Origin of the sequence: Microtetraspora sp. NBRC 13810, from assembly GCF_030268685.1 — a bacterium.
Classification (GTDB): domain Bacteria; phylum Actinomycetota; class Actinomycetes; order Streptosporangiales; family Streptosporangiaceae; genus BSRQ01.
Window position 1 is genome coordinate 679,614 of record NZ_BSRQ01000002.1, and the last position, 15,099, is coordinate 694,712.

The window sequence follows — 15,099 nt, forward strand, 5'->3', positions numbered from 1 at the left end:
GGCGCGCACCGTCCGGGACAGCCACCCGGGCGTGACCTTCGCGACGCGTCCTGGGAGTATCGGGCAAGGACCCTCGCCAGGGCGGCGTCCGCCACCTTGGCGGGAGAGTAACCTTGAACAGGTTCTCTATCATCAACGCCGATCTGCGGAAGAGGGCGATTTCCGCCGTGTCGTCTGAGTCGTCGCGGACAAACCCGCTGGCAAGCTTCGGGCAGAACGAGTGGCTTGTCGACGAGCTGTACCAGAAGTACCTCCAGGATCCCGAGTCGGTGGACCGGGCCTGGTGGAACTTCTTTGCCGACTACAACCCCGATTACGGGCCCGGCCGCGGCGGCGCGGCGCAGAGCTCGGCCAACGGCGGAGCCGCCGTGGTCGCGCCCAAGGCCCCCCCGACGGCTCCCCCCAAGGCCCCCGCCACCGCGGAGCCGAAGACGACACCGCAGCCGGCCCCCAAGCAGGCCACTCCGCTTCCGGCGGGCGCCGAGGAGGTGCGCCTTCGCGGCGCCGCCGCGCGCACCGCCGCGAACATGGAGGCGTCACTCGCGGTCCCGACCGCGACGAGCGTGCGGGCCGTCCCGGCCAAGCTGGCCATCGACAACCGCATCGTCATCAACAACCACCTGTCCCGCGGTCGCGGCGGCAAGGTGTCGTTCACGCACCTGATCGGCTTCGCGGTCGTCAAGGCGCTGGCGGCGATGCCGGAGATGAACTACTCCTACGCCGAGGAAGACGGCAAGCCGGTGCTGGTCAAGCCGGAGCACGTCGGTCTCGGCCTGGCCATCGACGTGCAGAAGTCCGACGGCACCCGCCAGCTTCTCGTGCCGTCCATCAAGGCGGCGGAGACGATGGACTTCCGCCAGTTCTGGATGGCCTACGAGGAGATCGTGCGCAAGGCGCGCGCGGGCAAGCTGACCATCGACGACTTCGCCGCCACCACGATCAGCCTCACCAACCCGGGCACCATCGGCACCGTGCACTCCGTGCCGCGGCTGATGCAGGGCCAGGGCACGATCATCGGTGTCGGCGCGATGGAATACCCCGCCGAATACCAGGGCGCCTCGCCCGAGACGCTGTCCCGCCTCGCGGTCAGCAAGGTCATGACGCTCACCAGCACCTATGACCACCGCATCATCCAGGGCGCCCAGTCCGGCGACTTCCTGCGCCAGATCCACCGCCTGCTGCTCGGCGAAGACCGTTTCTACGACGAGATCTTCGAGGCGCTGCGCATCCCCTACGAGCCGATCCGCTGGGTGCGCGACATCTCGGCGACGCACGACGACGACGTGGCCAAGTCGGCCCGGGTCATCGAGCTGATCCACGCCTACCGGGTGCGCGGCCACCTCATGGCCGACACCGACCCGCTGGAGTACCGCCAGCGCAAGCACCCCGACCTGGACATCCAGTCGCACGGGCTGACCCTGTGGGACCTGGAGCGGGAGTTCGCCACCGGCGGCTTCGGCGGCAAGCCGCTGATGAAGCTGCGCGAGATCCTCGGCGTGCTGCGCGACAGCTACTGCCGCACGGTCGGCATCGAGTACATGCACATCCAGGGTCCCGAGGAGCGGGCCTGGATCCAGGCGCGGGTGGAGAAGCCGCACGCCAAGCCCGACCGCCAGGAGCAGCTCTACATCCTGAGCAGGCTCAACACCGCCGAGGCGTTCGAGACCTTCCTGCAGACGAAGTTCGTCGGCCAGAAGCGCTTCTCGCTGGAGGGCGGCGAGTCGCTGATCCCGCTGCTCGACTCGGTGATCGGCGCGGCGGCCGAGGACGGGCTCGACGAGGTCGTCATCGGCATGGCGCACCGCGGCCGGCTCAACGTGCTGGCCAACATCGTCGGCAAGTCCTACGGGCAGATCTTCGGTGAGTTCGAGGGCAACCTCGACCCGCGCAGCGCGCACGGCTCCGGCGACGTGAAGTACCACCTCGGCTCCGAGGGCGACTTCGTCGCGCCCGGCGGCCAGAAGATCGTCGCCTCCGTGGTCGCCAACCCCTCCCACCTGGAGGCGGTCGACCCCGTGCTCGAAGGCGTCGTGCGGGCCAAGCAGGACCTGCTGGAGCGCGGCGAGGAGGGCTTCACCGTGCTCCCGCTGCTGGTCCACGGCGACGCGGCCTTCGCCGGCCAGGGCGTCGTGGCCGAGACGCTGCACCTGTCGCAGCTTCGCGGCTACCGCACCGGCGGCACCGTGCACGTGGTGGTCAACAACCAGGTCGGCTTCACCACCTCGCCCGCCTCGTCCCGCTCGTCGGTCTACGCGACCGACGTGGCCCGGATGATCCAGGCGCCGATCTTCCACGTGAACGGCGACGACCCGGAGGCCGTGGTCCGCGCGGGCCGCCTCGCCTACGAGTACCGCCAGGCGTTCCGCAAGGACGTCGTGATCGACCTGATCTGCTACCGGCGGCGCGGTCACAACGAGACCGACAACCCGAGCTTCACCCAGCCGCTGATGTACGACCTGATCGACGCCAAGCGGTCCACCCGCAAGCTCTACACCGAGGCGCTGATCGGCCGCGGCGACATCACGGTGGAGGAGGCCGAGCAGGCGCTCCGCGACTACCAGGAGCAGCTTGAGCGGGCCTTCACCGAGACCCGCGAGGCGGTCAGGGAGCACACCGGCGAGTTCTCCCGGCCGGTGGACCCCGAGGTCGTCCCGTGGTCGCACGACGACACCCCGACGGCCATCGCCGACGAGACGGTCAAGCGGGTCGTGGAGACCCAGCTCAACCTGCCCGAGGGCTTCACCGTGCACCCCCGGCTGGCGCCGGTCATCCAGCGCCGCGGCCGGATGGTGGCGGAGGACACCATCGACTGGGCGATGGGCGAGACCCTGGCCTTCGGCTCGCTGCTGCTCGACGGCCACCCGGTCCGCCTCGTCGGCCAGGACTCCCGCCGCGGCACCTTCGGCCAGCGGCACGCGGTGCTGGTCGACCGGGTCTCCGGCGCCGAGCACACCCCGCTGAAGACGTTCAACCAGGGCACCACGAAGTTCTACGTCTACGACTCGCTGCTGAGCGAGTTCGCGGCCATGGGCTTCGAGTACGGCTACAGCGTGGTCCGCCCGGACGCGCTGGTCGCCTGGGAGGCGCAGTTCGGTGACTTCGCCAACGGCGCCCAGACGATCATCGACGAGTTCATCTCGGCGGGCGAGCAGAAGTGGGGCCAGCGCTCCGCGGTCGTGCTGCTGCTGCCGCACGGTTACGAGGGCCAGGGCCCGGACCACTCCTCGGCCCGGATCGAGCGCTTCCTCCTGCTGTGCGCGCAGGACAACATGACGGTCGCGCAGCCCTCCACTCCGGCCAACTACTTCCACCTGCTGCGCTGGCAGGTGCTGTCGGAGCGGCGGCGTCCGCTGGTCGTCTTCACGCCCAAGTCGCTGCTGCGGCACAAGGCGGCGGCGTCGGCCACGGCCGACTTCACCACCGGCGCCTTCCAGCCGGTCATCGGGGACAGGACGGTCGACCCGGCGGGCGTCCGGAAGGTCGTGCTCTCCTCGGGCAGGATCTACTACGACCTCGCCGCCGCGCGGGACAAGCGGGAGCGCAACGACGTCGCGCTGGTTCGGCTGGAGCGGATCTACCCGTTCCCGACCGAGGAGCTCCAGGCGGAGCTGTCCCGCTACGCCGGTGACGTCGAGCTGGTCTGGGCGCAGGACGAGCCGCTGAACATGGGTCCGTGGCCGTTCCTCACCCTGAAGTTCACCGAGAACCCGGACACGCTGGGCGGCCGGTCCATCTCCCGGGTGTCCCGCAAGCCCAACTCCTCCCCCGCCGTGGGTTCGCACTCGGCGCACGAGACGGAGATGGAGCGGATCATCGATCAGCTCTTCGGCTGATCGGCAACGATGGAGGAAGGGGCCTCCCACGGTCGCCGTGGGGGGCCTCTTCCCATGTACCACCAGGACGGCAGGCAATGTACTTCACGGATCGGGGCATCGAGGAGCTCGTCGAGCGCCGGGGTGCCGAGGACGTCACCATCGGCTGGCTGGCCGAGCGGCTGCGCGAGTTCGTGGATCTGAACCCGGAGTTCGAGACGCCGGTCGAGCGGCTGGCCACCTGGCTGGCCCGGCTGGACGACGAGGACGAGTGACCTCTGCCCGACGACAAACGCGATACATCTTGACTTTCGCCAGACGCGACATATCGTGTCTTGTGTAGGTACTCGCGTGAGAAGGGCGGGGCCATGCCCCAGTGGACGATAGACCGGCCGGAAAAGCTCACCTTCGGCCCGGTGCGCCGGCTCAACGTGCGCATCGTGGCGGGTCGGCTGGCCGTACTGGCCAGTGACGGGCCGCCGACCCTTGAGGTGACCGACATCGGCACCCCGCCGTTGGTCGTCACCCACGACGACGACGGCACGCTCACCGTGGCGTACAAGGACCTCACCTGGGACGGCCTGCTCGGCTGGCTGCGCCCCGGGCGGCGGGACACCACGCTGACGCTGACCGTGCCGCAGAACTGCCCGGTCCAGGCGGGCGTGATCACGGCCAGCGCCCTGGTGGCGGGCTTCGACAACCGCACCCGGGTCAAGAGCGTGTCCGGCGAGATCCTGCTCGACGGCGTGAGCGGCGACGTCCACGCCGAGACCGTCTCCGGCAGCGTCGAGAGCCGCAGCCTCACCGGCGACCTGGCCTTCACCAGCGTCTCGGGGGAGCTCACCGTGGCCGACGGCACGCCGCGCCGGCTGCGCGCCAACACGGTCTCCGGCCGGATCACCGCCGACCTCACCCTCCCGCCGACCGGCCACGTCACCCTGCACAGCATCTCGGGCTCGATCCTGGTACGGCTGCCGCACCAGGTGGACACCGACGTCAGCCTGCGCTCCACATCCGGCCAGCTGGAGACGACGTTCGACCATCTGAACGGGGCGGACGACTTCCCCGGCACCAAGTCCCTGTCCGGCAGGCTGGGCGGCGGCATGGCCTCGCTGTCCGCCACCACGATCTCGGCCGACGTCACGTTGCTCAAGGGAGACAAGCGATGAGCCCGGTGTTCGGTCACGGCCGCCTCCGGCTCTACCTGCTCAAGCTGCTGGAGGAGAGCCCCCGGCACGGCTACGAGGTGATCCGGCTGCTCCAGGACCGCTTCCTCGGCGTCTACTCGCCCTCCCCCGGCACGATCTACCCCCGGCTCGCGCGGCTGGAGGAGGAGGGCCTGGTCACCCACGAGGTCGTGGAGGGCAAGAAGGTCTTCCAGCTCACCGACAAGGGCCGCGCCGAGCTCGACGACCGGCTGGACGAGCTGGCCGACCTGGAGCAGGAGATCACCGAGTCGGTCCGCGACATCGCCCGCGAGGTGAAGGAGGACGTCCGCGACACGGTCCGCTCGCTGCGCGAGGAGCTCACCCAGATGGCCCGCGACGTACGGCGGGACGGCACGTCGGAGAAGACCGACGGCACGCGGTCGCGCAAGGAGTCGCACGACAAGTGGCAGCGCGCCCACCGGGCCGAGTGGGAGCGGGAGCAGAAGCGGCACGCCGCCGAGTGGCAGCGCCTCGCCCGCGAGCAGGCCGACGAGTGGCGGCGGCACGCGACCGACTGGCGCAGGCACGCCAACGACTGGCGGGAGGAGGGCGAGCGCTGGTCCGGCGAGTGGAACCGCATCTGGAAGGACACCTGGGCCGTCTTCGGCGGCGTCCAGGACACCGACACCAGGGCGCGGCTCGACGCCGAGCTGGGCGAGGTGCTCGCGGACTTCGTCAGCGCCGTACGGCGGGCGGCGTCCGACACCGAACTGACCGAGGCGACGGTCGCCGAATGCCGCGCGGCCCTCGACGAGGCCGCCGCGCGCATCCGCGACACCCTGCGGCGATGATGACCCTCGCGGCCCTGCGCCCTCCCCTCCTCCGCCCAGGTCACTCCCCCGACGACGACCCCCCGGTCCACACCCCCACCCCCGCCCCGTCCACCCCGACCCAGAACACCTGACCCGGGGACGCCCCACCCGCGGCCCGTCCCCCGTCCCCCGTGCGCCCGGACGGTGCGGGGCCGTCCGGGGGCGGTGTTTCCCGGGGGTCAGAGGGTGAAGACGATCTTTCCGAAGACGTCGCCCTCGTGCAGGGCGGAGAAGCCGTCGCGCGCCTGCGTGAGCGGGAGGGTGCGATCGATCAGCGGGCGGACGCCGGTCTGCGTGAGGAAGGTGGCGAGCCGGCCGAGCTGGTCACGGGTGCCCATGGTCGTGCCGGTGACGGAGAGCTGGAGGAAGAAGACCCGGTTCAGCTCGGCCGACGGGGTCTGGCCGGAGGTCGCCCCGGAGACCACGATCCGGCCCCCCGGCCGCAGCGACTTCAGCGAGTGGTCCCAGGTGGCCTGGCCGACGGTCTCCATGACCGCGTCCACCCGCTCGGGCAACCGGGCGCCGGACGCGAACGCCTGGTCCGCGCCGAGCTCCAGCGCCTTCGCCCGCTTCTCCTCCGAACGGCTGGTGACCCACATCCGGTAGCCGCCGGCCCGGCCGAGCGCGATGAGCGCGGTCGCCACCCCGCCGCCGGCCCCCTGCACGAGCACCGTCGACCCCGGCTCCAGGCCCGCCTTGTCGAACAGCATCCGGTAGGCCGTGAGCCACGCGGTGGGCAGGCAGGCCGCCTCCTCGAAGGACAGCGCGGCCGGCTTGGGCACGAGGTTGCGGCGCGGCACGGCCACCCGCTCGGCGAAGGTGCCGTCGTGCACCTCCGACAGCAGGGAACGCTTCGGGTCGAGCGTCTCGTCGGCCCCGGTACCGATCACCGAGTGCACGATCACCTCGTTGCCGTCCTCGTCCACCCCGGCGGCGTCACAGCCGAGGACGATGGGCAGGCGTTCCTTCCGGATGCCCACGCCCTTGAGCGTCCACAGGTCGTGGTGGTTGAGCGCGGTCGCCCTGACGGTCACCGTCGTCCAGCCGTCGGGCACCTTGGGCTCCGGGTGATCGCCGAGCGTGAGCCCGGTGAGCGGATTGTCGGGATCGAACTGTGTGGCGGTTACGGCGAACATGGCCGCACCTTAACTCTTTCCCTCCTCCAGGGAACGCACCTGGATGCCCTGGAGGAGCCGATCGGTCAGCTCCGGGCCCGCGCCGACGACGACCAGCACGTCCCCCTGGCAGGCCCGCCCGGAGAAAACGCCGCTCAGGACGTGGAACGGCAACGGCGAGCCGCGCCCGCACCGGGGTGTCGGCGTCAGCACCACGAGGGGCCCCGTCTCGCCGCCGAACCACAGCTGCGGCCCCACCGCCCGCTCCCGGGAGATGTCCCCCGGCCTGGCCAGCTCCACGGGCTGTCGCGCACTGAGCACGAGATAGCCGTCGGAGCGGACCTCGCCGCGCAGGTTCTCAGCCATGGTCATGCGGCGGTCGAAGGTGAGCGCGCTGGTGCCCGGGTCGCGCATCGCCATCGTCCACCGGCCGAAGGTGTAGACGGTGACATGCCCCTCAGGCTGCCCCGCCCGGCGCGGCCACAGCGCGACGTTGCCGGTCAGGTCCCGCAGCTTCTCGCCGCTCCCGCCGGAGATCTCCACCTCGCCGCCGAGCGGCGCGTAGAGCCGCCGCGCCACACCCAGCTCGTCGTAGCGCACCCCGATGGCGGGACGCACGCCGAGCCCGGCGAGGTCCAGGGAGGCGGGGTAGCTGACCCGGGCCCGTGACCCGTCGGGGAAGGTGACGTCGAGCGACTCCCGCCCGTCACCGGCCGGCCTCGGCTCGGGGTAGAGCACGTTGGGCCGGGCCTCGACGCTGGTCAGCGCCGGTTGCGGGGTCGGCCCCGGCGTCCGCTGCCCGGGAACCGGCGGGATGGGCGCCGGTTCGAAGTCCACCACCAGGCCGACGAGGGGCACCGCGACCAGCGCGGCGACGATCACCATCGTGATCCGGCCGCGCCGCCGGGGCGGCTCAACTTCGATGATCTCGTATCGGTCGTCGCCGACCACCGTGCCGCCTTCGAAGCCGGGGGTGCCTGCTTCAAGTTCAGTTCAGCGGGTGGCGGGAACGCAAGCCCTTGAACTTGGCGAAGTCGCCGTCACAGGTCACGAATTCGCAACCATGCTCGATCGCGAGCGCGGCGAGATAGGCGTCGGGCACCAGCTTCCCGGTCGCCGCCGTCTCCCGGCAGAGCCGCGAGAAGATCTCCCAGTGCCTGCGCCCGGCATGGAGGACGACCGCATGCGGTTGGTTGCGCACCCGCTCGGCGAACTCCAGCGCGACGTCCAGCGGTGACGGATTGGGGATTCGCGCGTTCGTGACAACACGGAGGAAGCCGGCGATCACGGCGTCGCTGACCGCGTAGGTCTCCTCTCCGTTGACCAGGTCACCGACGAAGGCGAGGTAGTCCTTGTGCCGGTCCGCGTCTTCGCGATGGGCGTTGATCAGCACGTTAACGTCGAGCAGTTGCATCCCGGACCTCCTCGTATCCAGAGCACTCCTCGACATCGATCAGTTCCTTGATCACTTCCGTGCTGAAGTGCGCGGCCGGCGCGTCCGCGCGGTGTCCGGCGGTGGGCAGCACGACGATCGGCCGGTGGTCGGCCTGGATCGCGCGATTGAGCAGCTGCCGCAAGGCATCCTCCATCACTGAGTTGAGACTGCGTCCGTGCTCCGCCGCGAAGGCCTTCGCCTCGCTCAGAAGCGTCTCGTCGAGCCGAAACGTGGTTCTGCGCATGACTCCAGCCTCCCCGGTCGGCATCATGATGTCAACACCCAAGGTAATCGTATGGCAACCCAACGTGTAACCGGAACCCCACAACCGCCCGGGACGCCACGGCGAGGAAAACGACGACGAAACGACCCCACCGCGACCCGAGTTACCGGTGTGACGCGTTTCCATTTCGCCGGATCTGGTGCCGGAGTTTCGCCGGACGCTGTTTGTTGCCGAAGGAATCCGCGAGGGCAAACGCCGGTTTCCGCCCGCCGTACCCGCCGTCGACCTGCGGATACATCGGTCGCACAGTTATTCATAAACGGTATATCCATAACGGACGCGCATCGCCGATAGCTTTCCGGTTGGTTCTGCGGCGCGCGTCACATCGAGTCCGTTAGCGTTCCGAACGTTTTTACGGCTGGGAAGTCCCGCCCAGCTCGGAGAAACGGAAGGAGCTCCATGATTTCCCGAGCACGGCGCCTCATGATCCCCCTCACCGGTGTGCTCCTCGCCACCGGCGTGATCGGCGCCACCACGGCCACCGGCGCGAACGCCGGGGCCGCGGCACCAGGCGACGTCGTGTCCCGCGCGGCGTCGGCCTCCGTCGAGGAGGCCATCGAATTCTGGTCGCCCGCCAAGATGCGCGCGGCCAAGGACGCCACGGACGAACTCGACGTCAACGTCCGCGGCACGGGCAGCAGCCACAAGGCCGTCCCCGACGGACCTGCCGGCACCGTTCCGCCGATCGGCGCAGAGAAGGCCAAGCCGATCAGCACCAAGCAGGTCAACCTGCCCAACACGGTCGGCCGGGTGTTCTTCACCCTGCCGGGCAAGAGCCCGACCGACCCGGCGAGCTGGAAGTACTGCTCAGGCAGTTCCGTCCAGGGCAAGTACCGCAACGTGGTCGCCACGTCGGCCCACTGCGTCTACGACGTGAAGCGCAACACCTTCTACGACAACTGGATCTTCATTCCGTCCTACTGGGACGGCGACCAGATCTGGGACGGCAAGACGCCGTACGGGATCTACGCCGCGAAGTGGTTCAACGCGCACGACGACTTCGTCGTGAAGGAGGACTACGACTACGACTACGCCTTCGTCAACGTGCACGGCGGCGTGAAGATCAAGTGGAAGCAGGTCAACGGCAAGTGGGTGCCGGACGACGTCACCAAGGCCGGTCGCCTCGGTGACAACGTCGGCGGCCAGGGATTCACCTGGAACCGCAGCACCAAGGCCACCGTCTTCTCCTTCGGCTACCCGGCCGGACGGCACCCCGACGGCGACAAGCCGTACACGGGCCGGACGATGAAGTGGTGCTACGGCACGACGGCTCCCATGCCGGCCGGGCCCGCCTACCGCATCCAGGAGCACGTCGGCTTCAAGTGCGCCTTCACCGCCGGCGCCAGCGGCGGCCCCCTGCTCTACAGCTACAAGAACTCCAGCCGCACCGGCTACCTGATCGGCGTCAACAGCGTCGCCTGGGACACCGACGGCAACGACCGCTACGACCGCATCTCGTCGCCGTACTTCAACAGCGACACCTACGACGTCTACAAGAAGGCGGCCAACCGCTGGACCGAGTAACCCTCCGGGCGGCCGTCAGGCCATTCGGCCGCCCCTGACCCAGAAAAGGGCCCGGATCCCTCAGTCCGGGCCCTTTTCGCCGTCCCAGTCCGGGGAAACCGACCCATCAGTCCGGGGAACCGGCCCAGTCCCGGGGAGCGACTCAGTCCCGGGGAACCGACGCGACCGCGGTGATCTCCACGAGCTGGCCGGGGTAGCCCAGACAGGAGACGCCCAGCAGGGTGGAGGTGTGCGGGCCCCAGGAGAGGGCGGAGTCGCGGACGACCTGCCAGACGCGGCTCAGGTCGGCCGGGTCGGCGGACACCACGTACACCGTGCTGGCGAGGACCCTGCCCAGGTCGCTGCCGACCTCGGCCAGGGCCTCGGCGAGGTTGGCCAACACCCGGCGGGTCTGTTCCTCCGCGTCGCCGGGGCCGACGAGGTGACCGGCGGGGTCGAGGGGTACGGCTCCCGCCATGAAGGCCAGCCGGTCGCCCGCCTCCACCACCGCGGCGTGCGCGTAGCCCGGCGGGGGGAACAGACCCGGCACGACGACGTGACGAACCATCAGATCCTCTCCTTCCGTGGGGACGGTGCATGAGTGTGGTCCACGCCGCCCCGCCGGGTCATCCGGTTATCGCCTCACAACGACGCGCGGCGCATGGCGAGGGTGCCGAGGACGACGCCGAGCGCGGCGATCGCGGCGGCGGCGAGCAGGCCGGGCGGGACGGACGGGTGGAGGAGGTCGCCGGCGAAGAGGCTCCTGGTGGCCTCGACGACGTAACGGAGCGGGTTGAACTGGGCGGCGACGGCCAGCCAGGAGGGCGCGTTCTCCATCGGGAGCAGCACGCCGGACAGCAGCAGCAACGGGAAGAGCGCGAACTGCTGGACGCTCCAGAAGAGCGCCGGCTGCCGCCGGGCGGCGATCGCCAGGGCGAGGGACAGGGAACCGAGCCCGACGCCGAGCGTGACCAGGAGGAGCAGGCCGGCCGCTACGCCGGCCGGGTGGAGCCGGAAGCCGAAGGGCATGACGACCAGCACGATCAGCGCCGCCTGGGCGAGAAGGATCAGGATGTGCTTCATCGTGTGACCGATCATGATCGCCGCCCGGTTCAGCGGCGTGACCATCATCCGCTCGAACGACCCGGTGGCGAGTTCCGTGATCATCGTGTAGCCCGCGCCGGACGCGCCGAACAGCGCCAGCATCACCAGGATCCCGGGGACGAACCACTGCCACGGCGACCCCGCCCCGACGCCGGGGAGGCCGGCCAGCAGCGGGCCGAAGAAGACCAGGAAGACCAGCGGCTCCATCATGGTGAGCACGAGTCCCAGGGGACTGCGCAGTTCGGGGCGGACCTGCCGGGCGAAGACGATCCCGGTGGCGGTGACGAGGTTCATGCCGCGGCTCCTTCGGCGTCGCCCTCGCGCAGGCTGCGCCCGGTGAGGTTGAGGAACACGTCGTCGAGGGTGGGCCGGCGCAGGTCGGCGGTCAGCGCCTTGACCCCCTCGCCGTCCAGCGTGCGCAGCAACTCGGGCAGTACGGCGTCGCCCTGCCGTACCCGCGCCCGCACGGTCGTCCCCTCCACGGTCACCGCCGGGCCGGACGCGAAGCGTTCCGCGACCCCGCCGGCCCGCGCGGCTTCGGGACCGGTGCCGGTGGTGAGGGTGATGACGTCGCCGGCCAGGTCGGCCTTGAGCTGCTGCGGGGTGTCGTCGGCGATGACCCTGCCGTGGTCGATCACCATGACCCGCTCGGCCATCGAGTCGGCCTCCTCCAGGTAGTGCGTGGTGAGGAAGATCGTGGTGCCGGACTCCGCGCGCAGGCGCAGAATGTGCCGCCAGAGGTTGGCGCGGTTCTGCGGGTCCAGGCCGGTCGAGGGCTCGTCCAGGAAGAGCAGTCTCGGCCGGTGCACCAGGCCGAGGGCGATGTCCAGCCGCCGCCGCTGCCCGCCGGAGAGCGTGCCCGCCGTACGGCCGGCCTGTTCCGCCAGGTCGAGCGAGTCGAGGAGCTCCGCCGCCCGCGTCCGCGACTCGGCACCGCTCATCCCGTAGCAGCGGCCCTGGGTGATCAGCTCGTCCCGCACCACGAACTGCTCCCCCGCGCCGTGGCCCTGGCCGATGTAGCCGATCCGCCGCCGGGTCCCCGCCGGGTCGGCCACCACGTCGCAGCCCGCCACGACGGCCGTCCCCGCGGTGGGCGGGAGCAGCGTCGTGAGCATCCGCAGGCTGGTCGACTTTCCCGCGCCGTTCGGCCCGAGAAAGGCCACGAGTTCTCCTTCTCCGACATCGATGTCGAGTCCGCGAACGGCTTCGACGACCTCTTTCCTGACCCGGAAACGCCGGGCCAGTCCACGGGTGTGAATCATTCTTTTCCTCCGTTTTCGGGCAGCACGAAGCCCGCTTCGGGGCAGCGCGAATCGCCGCGTGACCAGGGTGGGATTGCCCGCCGTGGTTCTCGCCCGGCGGGAGTTCGAAAAGCCTAGGTTAGAATGACGGTAAAATGTCAGGGTGCCTGACGATTTATCCGAGCGACGTCCCCCGAAGCCGCCGATTCCTTACCTCCTGGCCTACGCGCACACCCTCGCCGCCCGCCACGCGGAGGAGGAGCTGCGACCGCACGGCCTCACCATCCGCCAGTACGGCGTGCTCGCCCAACTGGCTTTGGAGCCGGAGCTGACCACCTCCGAGCTGGCCCGCCAGCTCGGCGTCAGCCGCCAGTCGCTGCACGAGATGGTCGCGGAGCTGGAGCGCGCGGGCCGCCTCATGCGGGGTCCCGGCGCCTCGGGCCGCACCCGCAGGCTCGCCCTCACCCCGGAGACCCGGCGGTTGCTGGTCAGGCTGCGCGAGCCGGTGGAGTGGATGGAGGCCGACTTCCTCAGCGGCCTGACCTCGCGCGAGATCGAGCTCCTCCGCCGCCTCCTCCAGCGGCTGCTCGCGCACGCCACCGACGACGAGACCTGGCTCGCCTGACCCGGTGACCCGGGCGGGGCTACCCGCCCAGGGACGTGCGGAACTCGGTGAGCTTGGCGTCCAGCCTGGCCCGGATCCGATCCCTGGCCGCCATCCTCGGCACGCCGGACATGAGCAGGTCGTCGTAGTCGGTGTCCAGGTGGCGGATGGAGGCGACGACCGCGAGGGTGATGGCGTTCTCGTCCAGGGCGCGGGCGGCGGCCGTTCGGCCGACCCGGCCGCTGCCGCGCAGGGCGGCGTGACCGGCGATCGACTCTGCGCGGTCCGGCGGGCAGGAGGGGAAGAGCCGCAGGATCTCGGCGGCCATCCGGGCCTGGAACTCCACGTCCTGGTCGGCCCGGCGTTCCCGGTCGCGCTCGCGACGGCGCTGCCGTACCTCCTCGTCGGCGAAGCACCGCTCCTCGGCGCGGGCCAGCGCGGCCTCCTCCACCAGGATGCCCTGACGCTGGTAGACCTTGCGGCGCCGGTTGTAGGCGACGACCAGCGCGGACAGACCGCTCTCCTTCTTGGCCCGGCGGCTCAGCGCGGCGTCGCCCGCGGGGAGGAAGACCAGGTGGTCGAGGTCGGCGCAGGTGAGGCAGTGCGGGCGGTCGGCCTCCATGATGAGGTACGGGCCGGTGCCGCGGCAGCTCACGCAGGTCCACGGCTCGACCGGGGCGACCGCCACCAGGTCGGGCGCCTTCAGCTGGCGTTCGGTCAGCTTCTGGACCCTGGCCTCGCTCAGGTCGGGCGAGATCCAGTGCACGCGGAACGCGCGTTCGGCCGCGTCGCCGCCGGCCGCCGTGAAGCGCAGTTCCCTGCGGTCCCGGGTGCCGGACAGGTAAGGCGTCTCGACCGGGCGCAGGCCCTTCTCCTCCGCCCACCGTTTCAGCAGGTCGGCGGCGGTGACGAGGCGCTCGGCGTCGACGGCGGCCAGTTGCTCCAGGGCGGGGGCGCGACCTTGGCGCCACTCGTCCACATGCCGGGAGCGGAGCCAGCGCAGGCCGGTCGCCACATCGATGAAGGTGACGTACTTGCGGTGGGTGAGCGCTACCTCGGCCGCGTCCGCGACCCTGCGCGCCAGGTTGGACCGGCTCATTCCCCACAGCTTGCCGTATCGGACCGGCGCCGGCGCCCGGGTCCGGGAACGCCGGAGGGGCCCGGGCAGGATCGCCCGGGCCCCTCGGGATCCGCGGGGTTCCGCGGATCGGCGGCGGACTAGAACCGGAAGACGGCGCCGGTGGCGGCGTTCAGCAGGCAGCGGTTGCCGAAGGTCTGCTGGAAGCGGATGGTGCGCCCGTTCCAGGTGCCCTGCGCCCTCGCGTTGACGGGCGCGTAGATCCTCGGGCAGGCGGCCGGCTGCGGCGTGAGGAAGCCGGGGTTCCCGCCGACACCGCTGACCTCGTTGCAGGCGGCCCAGCGGTACGGGTGCCCGGGTCGTGCCGGGTTGCACCACAGGGTGACGGAACGCTCCCGCCACCTGCCGTTGAAGCTGTCCCGGGTCGTGAGCTCCAGCACGCGGTAACCGGGCCTCGGGTGGAAGTCCCAGTCGTCACCCCCCAGCCAGTCGACGGGCGGGAACGGATCCGCGGCCACGGTGCGGGTCTCAGGCCCGGCGGCGGTCGCCTGGGCCGAGGCGGTGGCCATGGTCATGCCGATGATCAGAGCCGAGCCGAGGACGGCCAGCTGCGTAAGACGTCGCATCAATCCCCCGTGTTCGCTTGACGTCAGGTCCCGCCCAGCGTCCCGTACCGGATCGATCCAGGGCCGGAGCGACGCCCCGGGATTGAGTCAAAATCAGACGGCAAGATCACCATTTCGGTTCCACTGATCAGATAACGAAGAGATAACGGTCTTTCCGTTTGTACCGATTCAAGGTGCTTCGAGCATGATCAGCCGAGTACGGTCTCGACTTGTCTCTTTACGAGGTCATGGATCGCCTTTGTGATCCTTGTGACCAAAGTGCGTACGGATGTACGGGC

At 70.3% G+C, this 15,099-nt stretch carries 15 protein-coding genes; 6 read left to right on the forward strand and 9 right to left on the reverse strand.

What is annotated here, in order from left to right; translation table 11 throughout:
- The first annotated feature begins 167 nt into the window (after positions 1–167).
- From QSK26_RS06850 to QSK26_RS06865, 4 genes are all read left to right on the forward strand, one after another.
- Entirely contained in the window at positions 168–3,833 is a 3,666-nt protein-coding gene (locus tag QSK26_RS06850) for a multifunctional oxoglutarate decarboxylase/oxoglutarate dehydrogenase thiamine pyrophosphate-binding subunit/dihydrolipoyllysine-residue succinyltransferase subunit (protein WP_285774111.1), read from the forward strand.
- Between the two features lie 77 nt (positions 3,834–3,910).
- A complete protein-coding gene (locus QSK26_RS06855) occupies positions 3,911–4,087 on the forward strand; it encodes a DUF6104 family protein (protein ID WP_285774112.1) in 177 nt (58 codons plus the stop codon).
- A 93-nt stretch (positions 4,088–4,180) separates the two neighbouring features.
- Positions 4,181–4,981 (forward strand): DUF4097 family beta strand repeat-containing protein, encoded by an 801-nt coding sequence (locus QSK26_RS06860; RefSeq protein ID WP_285774113.1) that lies wholly within the window; start codon positions 4,181–4,183, stop codon positions 4,979–4,981.
- Positions 4,978–5,811 (forward strand): PadR family transcriptional regulator, encoded by an 834-nt coding sequence (locus tag QSK26_RS06865; RefSeq protein WP_285774114.1) that lies wholly within the window; start codon positions 4,978–4,980, stop codon positions 5,809–5,811. The genes QSK26_RS06860 and QSK26_RS06865 overlap by 4 nt, the downstream gene beginning before the upstream one ends.
- 200 nt (positions 5,812–6,011) lie before the next feature.
- Here the strand turns inward: QSK26_RS06865 and QSK26_RS06870 are convergent, their stop codons facing one another.
- Genes QSK26_RS06870 through QSK26_RS06885 form a run of 4 tightly spaced genes read right to left on the reverse strand, consistent with a single transcriptional unit; the run spans position 6,012 to position 8,626 of the window.
- Positions 6,012–6,968, reverse strand: coding sequence for a zinc-binding dehydrogenase (locus tag QSK26_RS06870; RefSeq protein ID WP_285774115.1), 957 nt, complete (start codon positions 6,966–6,968; stop codon positions 6,012–6,014).
- A gap of 9 nt (positions 6,969–6,977) precedes the next feature.
- Positions 6,978–7,898, reverse strand: coding sequence for a hypothetical protein (locus QSK26_RS06875; RefSeq protein ID WP_285774116.1), 921 nt, complete (start codon positions 7,896–7,898; stop codon positions 6,978–6,980).
- Positions 7,899–7,935: 37 nt separating this feature from the next.
- A complete protein-coding gene (locus tag QSK26_RS06880; protein WP_285774117.1) occupies positions 7,936–8,361 on the reverse strand; it encodes a type II toxin-antitoxin system VapC family toxin in 426 nt (141 codons plus the stop codon).
- Positions 8,342–8,626 carry a hypothetical protein gene (locus QSK26_RS06885; RefSeq protein WP_285774118.1) on the reverse strand — a complete coding sequence of 95 codons (285 nt, stop codon included), beginning with the start codon at positions 8,624–8,626 and terminating at the stop codon, positions 8,342–8,344. The genes QSK26_RS06880 and QSK26_RS06885 overlap by 20 nt, the downstream gene beginning before the upstream one ends.
- Before the next feature lie 438 nt (positions 8,627–9,064).
- Between QSK26_RS06885 and QSK26_RS06890 the strand changes: the two genes are divergently transcribed.
- On the forward strand, positions 9,065–10,189 hold the full coding sequence (locus QSK26_RS06890; RefSeq protein ID WP_285774119.1) for a trypsin-like serine peptidase: 1,125 nt from the start codon (positions 9,065–9,067) through the stop codon (positions 10,187–10,189).
- A 142-nt stretch (positions 10,190–10,331) separates the two neighbouring features.
- Here QSK26_RS06890 and QSK26_RS06895 read toward each other — a convergent pair whose 3' ends face one another.
- The 3 genes from QSK26_RS06895 to QSK26_RS06905 all read right to left on the reverse strand — a co-directional run bounded on the left by QSK26_RS06895 (position 10,332) and on the right by QSK26_RS06905 (position 12,534).
- Positions 10,332–10,736, reverse strand: a complete 405-nt coding sequence (locus tag QSK26_RS06895; protein WP_285774120.1) for a RidA family protein — start codon at positions 10,734–10,736, stop codon at positions 10,332–10,334.
- A gap of 74 nt (positions 10,737–10,810) precedes the next feature.
- Positions 10,811–11,566, reverse strand: a complete 756-nt coding sequence (locus QSK26_RS06900) for an ABC transporter permease (RefSeq protein WP_285774121.1) — start codon at positions 11,564–11,566, stop codon at positions 10,811–10,813.
- Positions 11,563–12,534 carry an ATP-binding cassette domain-containing protein gene (locus tag QSK26_RS06905; RefSeq protein ID WP_285774122.1) on the reverse strand — a complete coding sequence of 324 codons (972 nt, stop codon included), beginning with the start codon at positions 12,532–12,534 and terminating at the stop codon, positions 11,563–11,565. The genes QSK26_RS06900 and QSK26_RS06905 overlap by 4 nt, the downstream gene beginning before the upstream one ends.
- A 142-nt stretch (positions 12,535–12,676) precedes the next feature.
- Between QSK26_RS06905 and QSK26_RS06910 the strand changes: the two genes are divergently transcribed.
- Positions 12,677–13,138, forward strand: a complete 462-nt coding sequence (locus QSK26_RS06910) for a MarR family winged helix-turn-helix transcriptional regulator (RefSeq protein WP_285774123.1) — start codon at positions 12,677–12,679, stop codon at positions 13,136–13,138.
- Between the two features lie 19 nt (positions 13,139–13,157).
- Here QSK26_RS06910 and QSK26_RS06915 read toward each other — a convergent pair whose 3' ends face one another.
- Together QSK26_RS06915 and QSK26_RS06920 are read right to left on the reverse strand one after the other, a co-directional pair.
- Positions 13,158–14,216: a DUF2293 domain-containing protein gene (locus QSK26_RS06915; protein ID WP_285774124.1), complete on the reverse strand. Its 1,059-nt coding sequence runs from the start codon at positions 14,214–14,216 to the stop codon at positions 13,158–13,160.
- 119 nt (positions 14,217–14,335) lie between these two features.
- Positions 14,336–14,821, reverse strand: a complete 486-nt coding sequence (locus tag QSK26_RS06920; protein WP_285774125.1) for an SSI family serine proteinase inhibitor — start codon at positions 14,819–14,821, stop codon at positions 14,336–14,338.
- Positions 14,822–15,099: the final 278 nt, after the last annotated feature.

Coding starts and splice junctions, on each gene's coding strand:
- QSK26_RS06885 (WP_285774118.1), bottom strand. CDS start 8,626: ATGCGCAGAACCACGTTTCGGCTCGACGAGACGCTTCTGAGCGAGGCG.
- QSK26_RS06920 (WP_285774125.1), bottom strand. CDS start 14,821: ATGCGACGTCTTACGCAGCTGGCCGTCCTCGGCTCGGCTCTGATCATC.
- QSK26_RS06860 (WP_285774113.1), top strand. CDS start 4,181: ATGCCCCAGTGGACGATAGACCGGCCGGAAAAGCTCACCTTCGGCCCG.
- QSK26_RS06905 (WP_285774122.1), bottom strand. CDS start 12,534: ATGATTCACACCCGTGGACTGGCCCGGCGTTTCCGGGTCAGGAAAGAG.
- QSK26_RS06915 (WP_285774124.1), bottom strand. CDS start 14,216: ATGAGCCGGTCCAACCTGGCGCGCAGGGTCGCGGACGCGGCCGAGGTA.
- QSK26_RS06895 (WP_285774120.1), bottom strand. CDS start 10,736: ATGGTTCGTCACGTCGTCGTGCCGGGTCTGTTCCCCCCGCCGGGCTAC.
- QSK26_RS06870 (WP_285774115.1), bottom strand. CDS start 6,968: ATGTTCGCCGTAACCGCCACACAGTTCGATCCCGACAATCCGCTCACC.
- QSK26_RS06880 (WP_285774117.1), bottom strand. CDS start 8,361: ATGCAACTGCTCGACGTTAACGTGCTGATCAACGCCCATCGCGAAGAC.
- QSK26_RS06890 (WP_285774119.1), top strand. CDS start 9,065: ATGATTTCCCGAGCACGGCGCCTCATGATCCCCCTCACCGGTGTGCTC.
- QSK26_RS06900 (WP_285774121.1), bottom strand. CDS start 11,566: ATGAACCTCGTCACCGCCACCGGGATCGTCTTCGCCCGGCAGGTCCGC.
- QSK26_RS06855 (WP_285774112.1), top strand. CDS start 3,911: ATGTACTTCACGGATCGGGGCATCGAGGAGCTCGTCGAGCGCCGGGGT.
- QSK26_RS06865 (WP_285774114.1), top strand. CDS start 4,978: ATGAGCCCGGTGTTCGGTCACGGCCGCCTCCGGCTCTACCTGCTCAAG.